Source organism: Mycobacterium sp. 852013-50091_SCH5140682, assembly GCF_001665685.1.
Classification (GTDB): domain Bacteria; phylum Actinomycetota; class Actinomycetes; order Mycobacteriales; family Mycobacteriaceae; genus Mycobacterium.
In genome coordinates this window covers 1-14,428 of sequence record NZ_LZTB01000065.1, presented here as the reverse complement: position 1 = coordinate 14,428, position 14,428 = coordinate 1, and the positions used below count along the sequence as shown (strand labels likewise).

Here is a 14,428-nt window from a genome sequence, read left to right as displayed (position 1 = left end):
ATCCCACAGATGGTGATGTGCGTCAACGATTGTCATGGGCACGTCGGTCTGCCGGTGTGGGCGCATCACCGATCAGCAGTCCCTCGTCCTTCAGGTCGGTCCAGAGATCGTCGGGGATCGGCTGATCGAACAATGTCACGTTCTCAATGACCTCTGCGCGGTTGCGCGCTCCGGTGAGGACGGCGGCGACTGCCGGGTGCGCCGCCGGAAACTGCAGCGCTGCCGCCTTGAGCGGGACGCCATGGCGCTGGCAGACTTCGGAAAGCCGATGGGCGCGGGCGATGCGGTCGGTAGGTGCGGGATCGTAGTCGTACCGTGCACCGGGGCCGGCGTCGGCCAGTAGACCACTGTTGAAGACAGCGCCGGCGACCACAGCGATGCCACGCGCTGCGCACAGCGGAAGAAATGACTGCAGCGCAGTCTGTTCCAACAACGTGTACCGGTTGGCCAGCAAGAACATGTCGGGGTCGGATTCCCGGGCGAACCGCTCGAGAGCGGCCGTCTGGTTCATCCCCGCGCCGATCGCGGAAACAACCTCCTGGTCGCGAAGATCGATGAGCGTCGGAAATGCGGTGTCCAGCGCCTCGTCGACGTAATCATCCGGGTCGTGTACCAGGACGATGTCGAGATGATCGGTGCCCAAGCGGGTCAGACTCTCATCGATGGAGCGCAGCACGCCGTCCCGCGAGTAGTCGTACACCGTGGCCACGTCGGGCGCACCGGCGTCATACGGGCGGCCCGTGGAGTCGAAGTCGTCAGGATGCGGTGGCGCGTCAGCACGCAGCAACCGGCCCACCTTGCTGGACAGCACATAGTCTTCGCGCGGATAGGCTGCCAGGCCCCGGCCCAAGCGCACTTCACCGTTGCCGCGTCCATACTGTGGGGCGGCGTCAAAGTAACGTAACCCGGCCGACCAGGCTGCTGCCACGGCGTCCTGCGCTACGTCGTCGGCCACTTCTGTGTACATGCCGCCGATTGCGGTCGCGCCAAACCCGAGCGCGGTGATCGTCAGCTGGGTGCGGCCTAGTTGGACCGGGGTGTCGTGCGCCATCAGGGCAATCTCCTGCCTATTCGTTCGTGCTGCGGTTTCGGTCATCTAGTTCACCGTGCCGTCGGGGTGCAGTACGGCGACGGTCTCGGCGTCGTAGAACGTCGCGACAACCTCTGTCGTTTGGGTCTCGCCCGGGCTCAGCAGTCTTGCCTGGCCGGCGGCCACGGCGTCGTGTAACGGGCTGGGATATCCGGTCCATGGTTCGATCAGGGCTTGCTGGTATCCGCGCCATCCGTCGTAGACAAGGCAGAACCACACCACCGAAAAAAGATCGTGGTCGAAGCACAAGCCGAACCCGCGCCTGTCCTGAACGTCGGTCGCCGCAACCCAGCCCGCGGTCAATCCCGTCAGGTAGTGCAGTGCGAACGCGCCCACATCGATGTCGGTTACGTTTCGCAAGTCGTTTCCGTGAAGCACCGGCCAGTCGTACGTCTCGCCGGGACGGCCGAGGAATTCGCCACCCGCTTCGTCGACGATTCCACCGGTGGCTGGGATGTCGAAGCGCATACCGGGCCGGATCGCCAGACTCGGATGGATGCCCCAGTTGTAGTCGAAAGGCAGTGTCCCGATATTGCGCAACCGGTAAGACACGGTGAAGCGTTGCTCGTCGGCACGCAATGTAATGGTGCGGTCCAGCTGGGCCGGTGTGATGGGGGTGCGCACCGTGGTGGTCAGAGAGACACTGGTGGGATCGCGGTGCAGTCGGTATTCAGCCGGCGCGGTCCAGACCTCGCCCATATACGGCAGCTGGTCACCGTAACGGTTGGGGCCGGCGCGGCCACCGGGAAATGTGTCGTCCCAGCCGCCGGCCCAGTGGTCGTCGAAGTCGGCGTGCACCGCTGCGAGATGCGGTGTCACTCGCGGCGACTTCCACAGCACGTTGAGGTCTCGGTGCTTGTCGAGCAGCTGGAGGATGTTTGCGCCGCGTTGAGGGAGAACATCGAGGGCAAGATGCCGATTCTGCAGCCGCACCACCTTCAGGCCGTGATAAGTCCAGTGGTCGTCGATGTCGAGGTGTGATCCCACGGTTCAGCTCTTTGCGGCCCGGGCTGAGCCTCCGCGCTGCGCCGTGCCGGGCGCAGCCGGTGTCGCCAGGGAAGTCGTCGGGACGTTATGTTCACGAAGGCTTTCGTCCACTTCTTCGACCGCGACCGCCAGGTAGCCCGCCTCGGAGGCCAGCCCTTCGTCGCTGTTGAGCGATTGAGCGATTCGTCGGGTGGTCTTCGGTGCGGCGACGATGACGACGACGATGGCAACGACCCAGACCGTCGCGATGACGATGTTTGCGCGGCCGGAAGCAGTGTCGGGCCACGGAATAACGTTGCGGAACATGGTGTAACCGATGACCGCGATCGCCAGCAGTGGGATCACGTAGTCGAGCGCGGCGGCCTTGTGGCCCTGGCGAGGTGCGCGGACACACAGGTAGTACCACGCACCGACAGAGAACAGTCCGTAGGCGACCAGAAGCACCAGAGTGCCGACTGTCCCGGACCAGGCGAACAGGTCGAATGCCGTGTTGGTGACGGCGACGCGGACAAGCACGATGATGGCTGCGGCGAGACCGCAGACGAACAGCGTCGCGGAGATCGGAGTTCCGGTTTTCGGCGAGACTTTGGTGAATCCGCGGCCGTCGAAAGCGCCCCTGTTCAAGGCGAATAACAGCCGCGAGGCGGCGACGGCGGTGGCCAGGGCACAGCCCATCGCGGAGACCGCGGTGCCCAACGTCACCAAATCGCCCACCACGGCGCCGATGTACTGCTCACCCAACGTCCCGAACAGCGAGGCCGATTTCGAGAACGCGTCGACACCCGCTGCGTCTGAGCCGAATCCGAGCATCTGCACACTGGTCCCGACGATGTAGAACAAGCCGCCGAACAGTGCGACTCCGAAGATGGCGATCGGGATCGCACGCTTGGGATTGGTGGTCTCTTCACCCAGTGACGCGGCGGCTTCAAAACCAGCAAAGGAGAGGAAGCCGAATACGATGCCGAGGAACAGCGTGCTTGTTGACGTGCCCGGCGGCACCATGAACATGTCGAGGGTGAAGCGCTGACCGCCGGGAGCGTTCCCGCCGACGACTCGCACCACGACTACGACGGCGATGATGGCGATTACCGCGGTCGTGCAGATCTCGACCCACAGCAGTGTGGCCATCGATTTCTTCACGGGGGAGATCGCCAGCAGTGTTGCGATGCCGACGGACAGCAGCGCGATGATCCAGGGCACGATGCCCGGCGTCGTCTCGTACAAGCCGAGGCCGCGCAGGAATTCAGCACCGAAGATTCCGGCCGTCATCGACGTCGTGAGCATGAAACTGAGATAGGCACCCAACAACGCCCAGCCGGCCACCACCCCGGCGCGCGGCCCGATGGTGATGCCGGTCAATCCGAATACCGAACCGGCGTGGCTGAGACGGCTGCAGATCCGGGCGAAGCCGTACGCCACCAACAGCACACCGATCGTGGCGAGGACGAAGGTCAGTGGCACCGCGCGTCCAACCGTCGCGCCGGCGCCCTGGGGGTTGATGTTGATCGCAAGGCTCGCTCCCATGGCGGCGACCGACAGGGAGATCGCTGCCCACGTCGCAAGGGTGCGGCGCAGTCTTGGCTGTTGCCCTGTCGGATGTCCTGCTGTTGACGTCATGATTCCCATTCCTTGTGCGACGGCCGAGAGGCCGCGTGCCGCCGGTCGTGTGTGCGGGTCTGAACCGCCTGAGCGCCTACGCGGTTACGGATATCCCAACGCAACATTGCAAGCGGCTCTTTGTTCGAACTGCGTTGAACGTATTGCCGGGTGACTGGCCACACAATGACGAACCTAGCCCCGGATTATTCGGCGCGACCGAAGGATGCTGTTGGCGATGCGTCGGCAGGTGAGCGTCAAATCGTCTCGGTCGGAGATACGTTGCTGCTCAGCTTGTCTGGGTACTCGACTGGCCCAACCGTGATGGTGTGAGAGCTCAGTCGGCGTCGGGTACATGCCTCAGCTGGTCGGCGACGCGGCTGAAACCCGTCGCGATGGTGACGAGATCAGCGACTTTGGCGGTGTGTTCTGGCCACCATGCCAGAGCCACCACACACGGCGGGATATCGCGGATGCGACGGAAGGCCACACCGGGGCGCGAATAGAACCGCTGGGCGCCTGCCGACGTCACGCTGATTCCGATACCGCGTGCCACCAGATGTAGCTCGGCATCGCGTGTGCTGGCCTCCTCGACGACGGGTGCCGGGGACGTGCGGTAGTCGGACAACAGCCAGTAGTCCCGCCACGGGCCAGGTGCTTTGGGCGCAGCGATGATGGGCTCTTTGAGCAGGTCGGCGACCGAGACGCTGTCCTGGTTGGCCAGCGGATGGCCCTCGGGCAGGCAGGCAACCCGGTCTTCGGTAAGTAGTTCCAGAGTCGTGAGACCGCCGAGTCCGATCGGCGGTCGGATGATCGCGGCATGCACTGCCGAGTCACGCAATCCGGCAGTGGGATCGGCGAAGTCGTATTCCACTGAACGCAAGGGGCGCTGCGGGAACTCGGCGGCGAACGATCGCAATAGCCACGGGATGACCTCAAGCCCGGCGCCGATCGTGTACCCCAAAGTCAGCACCGACCCGTCGCGGTCTGCGGTGCGCTGGGCAGCTTTGACGGCGGAGTCGAGGTCGTCGAGGACTTGGGCCACCAGACTGGCGAACACGACTCCGGCATCGGTGAGTTCGACCGAACGGGTAGTTCGGGCAAACAACTGGAGTTTCAGTTGATGTTCGAGGTCTTTGATGGTTTCGCTGAGCCACGGGTTCGACACCAGGAGCTGTTCGGCTGCACGGGAAAAACTGCGGTGTTCAGCGACCGTCAAGAATGCTCTCAACTGACGCAGGGTGATGCTTGGCTGCGGCATGGTGCCAGAGGCTACTCCGCTGCGGGCCAGAACTGTTCGGCAAATGCGAACAATTTCGGGATTGACCCGTCATTGTCCGTGACGGCCGCAGTCCCTAGTGTCAGGAGCACTCGCCAGTCCGTCGGACTTCGGCCCCAGAACTTTCGTTCACCGAGTGCAGTGCACATGTTGAAAAGTGAGGACACCTTGGATTCCACGATATGGCAGCGGTCGCAGGCGAACATCTCCCTCCTCTTCACTGAGTTGCCGTTCGAACGTCGGCCGGCGGCTGCTGCCGAGGCAGGTTTCACGGCGATCGAATGTTGGTGGCCGTTCGCGTCTGCCGCTCCCGGCGCCGGCGTGGTCGACGCATTTGTGGCGTCGGTTGGCGACGCGGGCGTTCGGTTGCGGGGCCTGAACTTTTTCGCCGGTGACATGGCGGCTGGGGATCGTGGCATCGCGTCGCACCCCGGCCGCCGACAGGAGTTTGACGACAGTGTCGCCATTGCGATCGATATCGGTGCGCGGCTGGGCGTCACTGGATTCAACGCCTTGTACGGCAACCGATTAGACGAGGTGAGCGACGCCGATCAGGACGACGCCGCGCTGACTGCTCTGACTTCGGCCACAGAGCTGGCTGATTCGATCGGGGCGACGGTCCTGATTGAACCTGTCAGCGGGGTGGCGACGTATCCGCTGCGACTGGCCGCCGATGCGCTCGATGTGATTCGAGCGGTCCGCCGACGAATTGCAAAGGGACGCATCGCATTGCTGGCGGATTTGTACCATCTCACGGTCAATGGAGACGATATCTTCGGGTTGGCGACACATGCCGACGACATCGGGCATGTGCAGGTGGCCGACGCGCCCGGTCGCCACGAACCGGGCAGCGGAACCACGCCACTCACCGAAGTGATCGGACTCTTGGCCCAGGGCGGCTATACCGGGACTATCGGTCTGGAGTACATCCCGACCGAGGACACCGTGGCCGGGCTGGAATGGCTGCGGCAGTTGGTTCCACCGTTCGGTCAAGACGACGATGCGGCTCGCACCGAGATGATCCGATGACCGCAATATCCCACGGAGGCAAGACGATCGGTTTCATCGGGCTGGGCATCATGGGTGCGCCTATGGCAGCCAATTTATGTGCCGCCGGATGGAACGTCGTGGGCCATAGTCGCACGCGCGCCAAGGTTGACGCCCTGGCACCTCGCGGGCTGCGTGCCGCAGCCGACGTCGCCGGCGCGGTGCGCGATGCCGACATCGTCATTACGATGCTGCCCGACTCGCCAGATGTCGAGCGGGTGGCGCTCGGGCCCGATGGGATACTGGAGAACGCCAGTCCGGGCGCCCTTTTCATCGACATGAGCAGCATTCGGCCCGACACCGCACGTTCCATCGGCGCCGAGGCCCAGAGCCGAGGGCTGCGCTTCCTCGATGCCCCGGTAAGCGGCGGTGAACAGGGTGCAATCGACGGCACTCTGTCGATCATGGTAGGCGGGCCGACCGATGTGGTGGACGCGGCGATGCCGGTTCTGAAACCGTTGGGCCGCACCATTGTGCACGTCGGACCGCTCGGAGCCGGCCAGACCGTCAAAGCCGCCAACCAGTTGATCGTGGCCGGAAACATCGAGTTGGTTGCTGAGGCGCTGGTGTTCCTTGAGGCTCATCAGGTGGACACCACTGCTGCGATCTCGGTGCTGGAGGCAGGGTTGGCCGGCAGCACTGTGATGGCCCGCAAAGCCCGCACCATGGTTGGCCGCCAGTTCGCACCAGGCTTCCGTATTGCCTTGCACGATAAGGATCTCGGTATCTTCACCAGTGCAGCGCGCGAGGCCCGGACGGCCGCCCCGCTGGGTGCGGTCGTGGCGCAACTGATGTCCGCTGCACACGCCCAGGGTGACGGTGAGCTTGACCACTCAGCGCTGTTTCGTTTGGTCGAGCGGCTCTCCGGCCAATCAGAGCCGTGACGCGAATAGTCCTTGCCCCTGACAAGTTCAAGGGCAGCCTCGCCGCCAGAGAGGTGGCGGCGGCGTTGGCCGCGGGAATTCGACACACTGAACCTGATTCCGAAATCATCGTCCGTCCCATCGCCGACGGCGGCGAGGGAACATTGGATGCCTTCGTCGCCGCAGGGTTCGCGACGGTGCCCATCCATGTGACCGACCCGTGGGGCAAGACACGGCACGAAACCAGTTTCGCGGTGCGAGGCAATACTGCCGTGGTTGAACTCGCCGCGACAGCGGGTCCGGGGACCGGAGGAGATCCGATTTCCGCGAGCACGGCAGGGTTCGGTGAAGCGATTCGCCAGGCACTCGATATCGATTGCACTCGCATCGTGCTGGCGGTCGGTGGCAGTGTCAGTACCGACGGAGGCATCGGCATGGCTCAATCGCTCGGAGCTGTGCTGCGCGACCGTGTTGGCAACGCCCTGGCAGGTACTGAAATTGACCGCGCACACCAGCTGGACATGACGGGATTCGACACCCGAGTGCCTCACGTCGAGTTCATCTTGGCTGCCGATGTCACCAACCCTTTACTCGGTGCGCAGGGCGCGGCCAGCGTCTTCGGTCCGCAGAAGGGTGCCAGTCCTGGCCAGATCGAGGCGTTGGAGTGCCGACTGCAGGACTGGAACCGGCTGGTCAATGGCGCAGTCGGCACTGACAATTCATGCCTGCCTGGATCGGGGGCCGCCGGCGGAACCGGATTCGCGGCGCTGACATTCCTGGGTGCGTCGTTCCGGCGCGGCATCGACGTCGTACGGCAGATGGTGAAGTTGGACGCCGCGATTGCCGGAGCCTCCCTCGTCATCACGGGCGAGGGATGCCTCGACAGCCAGTCCTTGCGCGGGAAGGCTCCGGTCGGCGTAGCTGAGGCTGCGCGGAAGCATCGGGTGCCCGTTGTGGCAATCGCCGGGATGGTTCGGCTCGATCACGTCGAGTCTGCACAAGCTGGGTTCGACGCAACCTATGCCCTCACCGATATCGAGCCTGATCCCACGCGGGCCATGCTCCATGCCGCCGATCTGCTCACCACGATGGGTGGCTACATCGCAGAAGACCATCTGCAACGCGGCACGGCTCGCAAGGACCGTGCCCCAGACGCGCCAAGGGCCCGAGAGGCCACGGCCATCATCAACTCGACCCCAGGGGGCAACAATGACGGACCTTGATGTCACTGTCGACGTCGACACGGTCGCCGTCAATACTATTCGGACGTTGGTCATTGACGCTGTAGCACAGGCGAAATCAGGACATCCGGGGGCCGCGATAGCCATGGCGCCGGTCGGTTACACGCTGTGGAACCATGCGCTCCGATACGACACAGACGACCCGACCTGGATCAACCGGGACCGGTTCGTGTTGTCGGCGGGACATGCCTCCATGCTGCTCTATGCGCTTCTACATCTTGCTGGGGTGCGACGCACCGACCAGGACCGGTTGGCAGTGCAACTCGACGATATCCGCCGCTTCCGACAGCTCGGCAGTCCCTGTGCAGGCCACCCGGAACACGGCCTGGCCGACGGCGTCGAATGCACCACAGGACCGCTCGGAACCGGGGTGGCCACCAGCGTCGGAATGGCCATGGCCGGCAAGTGGCAAGCCGCGCATTTCAACCGGGCCGGCTTCGACATCTTCGATTATCGCGTTTACGCACTGGCGGGCGACGGCGACATGATGGAGGGAATCGCGCAGGAGGCGGCATCATTGGCGGGCCATCTCAAGCTCGACAACCTCTGCTGGATCTACGACAGCAATGCCATCACGATCGAGGGTGAAACGTCGCTCTCCTTCACTGAGGATGTCGCCGCACGTTTCCGGTCATATGGCTGGACAGTTACCTCCGTGCCGGATGCCAACGATATCGCAGCTCTGCGAAGGGCATTCGATCATTTCAACGAGCACAGCGGGTCACCGATGCTCATCGTCGTGAGCAGCATTATCGGATACGGTGCGCCCACCAAGCAGGGCACCGCCTCAGCCCACAGTGAGCCATTGGGTGACGAAGAAGCCCGCGCAGCCAAACGTTTCTATCGCTGGCCGGATGATTCGGACTTCTTGGTGCCCGAGGCCGTCTACGAGCAGTTTCGGCTCGGCGTCACCGCTCGTGGTCACCGACAGCGATCAACTTGGGACACAATGTTCCTCAGGTATCAGGCCACGCATCCCGAGCTGGCCCGTGAACTGACCGACATGCTTGCACGAATCCCGTCGGAAGGTTGGGACAGCAACCTTCCGACGTTCGTGCCGAGCGACGGTCCGTTGGCCGGTAGGACCGCCAATCACCAGGTGCTTAACCAGGTCGCTGCTGCAGTGCCTTGGCTGATCGGCGGTGCTGCCGACCTCGCACCATCGACCAAGACATCGCTCGACGGCGCCACTGGGCACTTTGGTCCTGCTGACTACAACGGGCGAAACCTACATTTCGGTGTTCGGGAGGCCGCTGCCGCAGCCGCTGCCAACGGACTCGCGCTCTGCGGATTGCGACCGTTCCAAGCCGGATTCCTGGTGTTCTCCGACTTTCAGCGTGGTCCCCTTCGTCTCGGCGCTCTGATGCGGCAGCCCGTCATTCACATCTACACCCATGACTCCATCGGCATGGGCGAAGATGGCCCGACCCACCAGCCGATCGAACAACTTGCGTCGTTGCGTGCGATTCCCGATCTCATCGATATCCGGCCCGCAGATGCCAACGAAGTCCGAGAAGCTTGGCGCGTAATCATGTCAGTGCAAGACCGGCCGGTCGCCTTGGTGCTGTCGAAGCAGGACCTGCCGGTCCTCGACCGCAGCCGCTTCGCGCCGGCCTCCGGACTCGCCCGCGGCGCCTACGTCTTGGCAGATCCGCCCGGCGGTGAGAGCCCCGACGTTCTCATCATCGGCACAGGCAGCGAGGTGGCCTTGGCGTTGGACGCCAGAAACATCTTGGCCCGCCAAGGAATCGGTGCACGCGTGGTCAGTATGCCGTCGTGGGCGCTGTTCGACGAGCAAAGCCAGGACTACCGCGACTGGGTGCTCCCACCAGACTTGACCCTCAGGGTAGCTGTGGAGGCAGCGTCGGGCTTCGGCTGGGAGCGTCACGTGGGACCGGGCGGCCGTATCGTGGCCATGCGGAGCTTCGGAGCCTCTGGCCCCGGGCATGATGTGCGCTCCCACTATGGTTTCACTGCTGAGGAAATCGTCTCAGCAGCAAGCGAGTTGGTGGGTCGAGCGCACCGTCACGGAAAATCTGAGAGCCGGTGAATATGACGGCGTCGAGGCGTTGGGAAACGGCACCGTCTCTGTTCAGGGCAATCTGATGCTGAAACACATTCCTCTTCAGCGTATTCGGTCCTTCAGACGATTCATCGTCGCGATCCGCGCCGAACCTCTTCACTGCGGGTGAGATCTCTGGCGTGAACTGAACCTGGCGGGCGGCCGGGCGACGGTGTAATTTAGTTACGAAACTGTTTCGTTATTTAAGTAGGCATCATGGTCGATACTCAGGTCCTCATCGCCGGCGCAGGCCCCGCCGGGCTCGCCGTTGCCTGCGGCTTGCTGAGCCAGGGAGTGCCGGTCCGCATCGTCGATAAGGCAGAGGGACCTGCCACGACATCACGGGCCAACTTCGTGCACGCGCGAGGCTCGGAAGTACTCGACCGGCTCGGCGCGCTCGGAGAGTTGCCACAACAGTCGGTGCGGGCCATGCAGATCACCACCTACCTCGGCGATCAGCCGGTCATGCGCGTGCGGTTCGGTGACCCCGGAATCCGTTCGGCCGCACCACCCATGGTCATCTCGCAGGCGGCCGTCGAAGCGTCGCTGCGAAACCGGCTCGCCGAGCTGGGCGGTGCTGTCGACTGGTCGACACCGCTGACCGACCTCCGACAGGACGACACCGCCGTGGTGGTGACCCTCGGGGACGGTACGACGGCCCGGGCGGCGTGGCTCGTCGGCTGCGACGGTGCGGCCAGCACCACGCGACGCCGCGCCGGGATCGGCTTTCCCGGCGTGCAACTCAGCGAACGGTTCCTGCTGGCTGACGTGCGACTCGACTGGGACCTCGACCGGTCGGGGACCACTGGCTGGATCCACCCCCACGGTATGGTCGGAGCCATGCCGATGCCTGACGGCATGTGGCGCATCATCGCCTATGACCCCGGTCTCGCCGGTGACGCGTCGGATGACGAGGTCCTGCACCGGCTGCGACGACTACTGCCCGAGCGAACCGGCCACGACGTGCAGGTGACCGAATCCGCATGGCTGTCGATGTTCACCGTGCACCGCAGGCTTGCCGACACCTACCGCCGAGGTCGTGTCCTCATCGCAGGCGACGCCGCGCACACCCATGCGCCGTTCGGCGGGCAGGGCATGCTGACCGGGCTGGGCGATGCCGAAAACCTCGCGTGGAAACTGGCTTTGTTGGCCCAGGGGGTGGCAGAGCAAGCGCTGCTCGACAGTTACGAGGCCGAACGCCGTCCACTGGCCACTGAGGTGCTGCGCGGCACCAGCGCGGTCACCAAGGTAAACATCACGCAGCGGCCGGTCGGCCGGTTCGTCCGGGACCGTATCGCGGTACCCGTCCTCAATCTGCCTGCCGTGCAACGCTGGATCACCTATCAGACATCGCAACTCTGGGTGAGCTATCGCAAAGGTCCGCTGGCCGAAAGGTCACTTCCGTTGGCACACAAGCCCAGACCTGGCGACCGGGTCCCGGACGGCACGTACCTGGCGGGCGACGGTCACTCGGAGCGGCTCTACCCGCAGCTGCGCGGACATTGGGTGCTCGTCTCCGATACCGAGTCGGCGGCATGTGGCGTCGTCCGGACTCATCTGGCCGATCGCGTAGCGATCCTGCACCAGCCCGGGCACCCCGAGGTGTTTCTCATCCGTCCAGACGGTCATCTGGGCTGGCGGGGAACGGACCCCGAGCGGCTCGACACTTGGCTGACCCGGGTCCGGACCACCGGGCGCGTCCGATGACCGTCGGCCGCGGGCGCCCGCGCGACCCGGCCGTCGACACCGCGATCCTCACCGCCGCGCTGGAGTTGTTCATCGAACTCGGCATCTCCGCGATGAGCATGGAACAGATCGCCAAGCGCGCCCGCGTCGGGAAGCCGACGCTGTATCGACGGTGGTCGACCAAAGAGGCACTCGTCGCCGACGCGATCGAAACGCTCGTCACCGCCGACGTCGCCTGGCCAACTCGCGACGAAATCGACGCTACGCCAGCGCATAAGCTCGTCAAGCGCAATATCGCCGCCGCGGCTCGGACGGCAGCCGATCCCCGCTTCCGTGCCCTCGTCGCCCAGATCTACGGTTCGGCCGTGACCCACCCGCTGCTGATGCAGACCTATTGGACGCACTACATCCGGCCTCGGCGGGCGTTGGCCGTCGCGATGCTGCGCAGGGCCCAGGCCGACGGCCGGATCGCGCCCGACGCCGATCTGGAAGTCCTCGTCGACATGCTCGCCGGCGGGGTGACCTACCGTGTGCTGCAACCAGATCCACCGACCGAAAAGCAGATGAGGCATTACCTGGAGGCCGCCTACCGCCAGGTGGGCCTGTTGCCGTAGCTGCGCGAGCAGTCATTGCGGTACCGGAACCGCGGCGTGTCGCGGACCGCTGCGTCTGCTCGCCGGAAAACTTCAGCGCAGGAAGGCCTCGGCGTTGTTGGCGAGATCCAGCAGCGGCTGCGGGAGCGCGCCGAGCGCGAACGTCACCACTGCGGTGACGGCCACCACGGTCATGGTCGGCCCGCTCGGCACCACCACGTCGGGAGCGTCCTCGGGAGGATCGGTGAAGAACATCAGCACGATCACCCGCACGTAGAAGTAGGCGGCGACGGCGCTGGCGATCACGCCGACGATCACCAGCGGTATGGCGCCACCCTGACCGGCCGCCTTGAACACCGCGAACTTGCTGACGAACCCACTGGTCAGCGGGATACCGGCGAACGCCAGCAGAAACAGCGAGAACACCACGCCGACAATCGGATAGCGCCGCCCCAGCCCGGCCCACCGGGACATCGCGGTCGCCTCCTCACCCGTGTCATCGCGAACCAGACCGACCACCGCGAACGCACCGACCGTGCTGAAGCCGTAGGCGAACAGGTAGAACAGCGTCGACGACACCCCGGCCGGGTTCGCGGCGATCACACCGGTGAGGATGAAGCCCGAATGCGCGACGGCCGAGTACGCCAGCATGCGTTTGACGTCCGTCTGGGTGACGGCGGTGATGGTGCCGATCACCATGGTCAGGATTGCCACCGCCCACAGCACCGGGCGCCAGTCGGCGCGCAGCTGCGGTAGCGCCACGTAGAAGATGCGCAGTGTGGCACCGAAGGCGGCGATCTTGGTGGCGGCCGCCATGAACGCGGTGATGGCCGTCGGCGCCCCTTGGTACACGTCGGGAATCCACGAGTGGAACGGCACCGCACCGACTTTGAACAGCAGCCCGACCAGCAGCAGGCCGATGCCGATCAGCGCCAGCGACGTGTGCCCGCTGCCGGTTGCGACCGCGTCGGCGATACCGGGCAGCGTCAGAGTGCCGGAGTAGCCGTACAGCATCGCCGCGCCGTACAAGAAGAACGCCGACGAAAACGCCCCGAGCAGAAAGTACTTCAGCGCCGCTTCCTGGGATAGCAACCGGCGCCGCCGTGCCAGCCCGCACAGCAGGTACAGCGGCAACGACAGCACTTCCAGCGCGATGAACATGGTGAGCAGATCGTTGGCCGCGGGGAACAGCAGCATGCCTCCGATGGCCAGCATGGTCAGCGGAAACACCTCGGTCTGCATCACCCCGGCGCGCGTGGCCAACTGCTCGGCAACGCTGCCCGCGACCGCCGACGCCTGCGGGGTGAAACCGTCGAGACCGCGGGCGCTGTCATCGGTTTGGAGGCCGATCTGGCGTTCGGCGATCAGCAGGATCCCGAGAATGCCGACCAGGGCGATGGTGGCCTGCAGGAACAACGCGGGGGGATCGAGCATCACCGCACCGAGCACCGCCGCCCGGCCGGGGCTGCCGTGCAGGTCGCGAGCCAGCAGGCCCACCGCCGCGACCGCGGCGACCAGCCCGCCGAGCGCCAGGGTCACCTGGATCGGGTAGCGAGTGCGCCTCGGCGCAAACGCTTCCACGAGAACACCGGCGACCGCCACGCCGAAGACGATCAGCATGGGGGAGAGCAAGCCGTATTCGATGCTGGGTGTCACCATGTCAGCGGCTCCCTTCCGCCACGGTCGGCGGTGCGCTCGGTACGGGATCGGTCTGGCCCATGATCGTCAGGGTGTGGTGGACAGCCGGATTGATCACGTCGAGCGCGGGTTTGGGATAGATCCCGAGCACCAGCAACAGCGCGATCAGCGGCGCCACCACAGCGAGCTCGCGCGGTACGAGATCCCGCAGGTTGCTCACGCCGCCGGTGTCGTCGCCGTCGTCCTCACGAACCGGTCCGGTCATCATCCGCTGGTAGGTCCACAGGATGTAGACCGCGGAGAGCACCAGCGCGGTCGCGGCGAACACCGCCAGCACCGGATAGCG

Annotated in this window: 11 protein-coding genes and 1 pseudogene; 6 read left to right on the top strand and 6 right to left on the bottom strand. The window is 64.8% G+C overall.

The genetic code is table 11. The features are described 5' to 3' along the window. Positions 1–22: 22 nt before the first annotated feature. The 4 genes from A5784_RS19605 to A5784_RS19590 all read right to left on the bottom strand — a co-directional run bounded on the left by A5784_RS19605 (position 23) and on the right by A5784_RS19590 (position 4,892). Positions 23–1,096 (bottom strand): aldo/keto reductase, encoded by a 1,074-nt coding sequence (locus A5784_RS19605; RefSeq protein ID WP_232006142.1) that lies wholly within the window; start codon positions 1,094–1,096, stop codon positions 23–25. Next, positions 1,097–2,077, bottom strand: a complete 981-nt coding sequence (locus A5784_RS19600) for an aldose epimerase family protein (RefSeq protein WP_082944947.1) — start codon at positions 2,075–2,077, stop codon at positions 1,097–1,099. Positions 2,078–2,080: 3 nt separating this feature from the next. Then, complete coding sequence (locus A5784_RS19595) at positions 2,081–3,694, bottom strand: APC family permease (RefSeq protein WP_197514803.1); 1,614 nt, start codon at positions 3,692–3,694, stop codon at positions 2,081–2,083. 316 nt (positions 3,695–4,010) lie between these two features. Next, the gene (locus A5784_RS19590; protein WP_197514802.1) at positions 4,011–4,892 is read right to left on the bottom strand and encodes a LysR family transcriptional regulator; all 882 of its coding nucleotides are present in this window, start codon (positions 4,890–4,892) and stop codon (positions 4,011–4,013) included. On the opposite strand from A5784_RS19590, the gene A5784_RS19585 reads away from it, so the two are divergent. The 6 genes from A5784_RS19585 (at position 4,797) to A5784_RS19560 (ending at position 12,465) form a co-directional block, all read left to right on the top strand. Further along, complete coding sequence (locus A5784_RS19585) at positions 4,797–5,981, top strand: hydroxypyruvate isomerase family protein (protein WP_232006151.1); 1,185 nt, start codon at positions 4,797–4,799, stop codon at positions 5,979–5,981. The genes A5784_RS19590 and A5784_RS19585 overlap by 96 nt on opposite strands. Next, positions 5,978–6,883, top strand: a complete 906-nt coding sequence (locus A5784_RS19580; protein ID WP_064946565.1) for a 2-hydroxy-3-oxopropionate reductase — start codon at positions 5,978–5,980, stop codon at positions 6,881–6,883. The genes A5784_RS19585 and A5784_RS19580 overlap by 4 nt, the downstream gene beginning before the upstream one ends. Continuing rightward, positions 6,880–8,085: a glycerate kinase gene (locus A5784_RS19575; protein WP_064946564.1), complete on the top strand. Its 1,206-nt coding sequence runs from the start codon at positions 6,880–6,882 to the stop codon at positions 8,083–8,085. Before A5784_RS19580 ends, A5784_RS19575 begins: the two co-directional genes overlap by 4 nt. After that, entirely contained in the window at positions 8,072–10,153 is a 2,082-nt protein-coding gene (tkt, locus tag A5784_RS19570) for a transketolase (protein WP_064946563.1), read from the top strand. Before A5784_RS19575 ends, tkt begins: the two co-directional genes overlap by 14 nt. Before the next feature lie 228 nt (positions 10,154–10,381). Continuing rightward, complete coding sequence (locus A5784_RS19565) at positions 10,382–11,872, top strand: FAD-dependent monooxygenase (RefSeq protein WP_064946562.1); 1,491 nt, start codon at positions 10,382–10,384, stop codon at positions 11,870–11,872. Next, on the top strand, positions 11,869–12,465 hold the full coding sequence (locus A5784_RS19560; protein WP_064946561.1) for a TetR/AcrR family transcriptional regulator: 597 nt from the start codon (positions 11,869–11,871) through the stop codon (positions 12,463–12,465). The genes A5784_RS19565 and A5784_RS19560 overlap by 4 nt, the downstream gene beginning before the upstream one ends. A gap of 72 nt (positions 12,466–12,537) precedes the next feature. Here the strand turns inward: A5784_RS19560 and nuoN are convergent, their stop codons facing one another. Continuing rightward, positions 12,538–14,103, bottom strand: coding sequence for an NADH-quinone oxidoreductase subunit NuoN (nuoN, locus tag A5784_RS19555; protein WP_064946560.1), 1,566 nt, complete (start codon positions 14,101–14,103; stop codon positions 12,538–12,540). 1 nt (position 14,104) lies between these two features. After that, a pseudogene (locus A5784_RS19550) lies at positions 14,105–14,428 on the bottom strand (NADH-quinone oxidoreductase subunit M); the annotation flags it as partial.

Excerpts from the sequence above, each read along its gene's own strand:
- A5784_RS19605 (WP_232006142.1), bottom strand. The coding sequence starts at position 1,096 with ATGACCGAAACCGCAGCACGAACGAATAGGCAGGAGATTGCCCTGATG.
- A5784_RS19595 (WP_197514803.1), bottom strand. The coding sequence starts at position 3,694 with ATGACGTCAACAGCAGGACATCCGACAGGGCAACAGCCAAGACTGCGC.
- A5784_RS19585 (WP_232006151.1), top strand. The coding sequence starts at position 4,797 with ATGTTCGAGGTCTTTGATGGTTTCGCTGAGCCACGGGTTCGACACCAG.
- A5784_RS19580 (WP_064946565.1), top strand. The coding sequence starts at position 5,978 with ATGACCGCAATATCCCACGGAGGCAAGACGATCGGTTTCATCGGGCTG.
- tkt (WP_064946563.1), top strand. The coding sequence starts at position 8,072 with ATGACGGACCTTGATGTCACTGTCGACGTCGACACGGTCGCCGTCAAT.
- A5784_RS19565 (WP_064946562.1), top strand. The coding sequence starts at position 10,382 with ATGGTCGATACTCAGGTCCTCATCGCCGGCGCAGGCCCCGCCGGGCTC.
- A5784_RS19560 (WP_064946561.1), top strand. The coding sequence starts at position 11,869 with ATGACCGTCGGCCGCGGGCGCCCGCGCGACCCGGCCGTCGACACCGCG.
- nuoN (WP_064946560.1), bottom strand. The coding sequence starts at position 14,103 with ATGGTGACACCCAGCATCGAATACGGCTTGCTCTCCCCCATGCTGATC.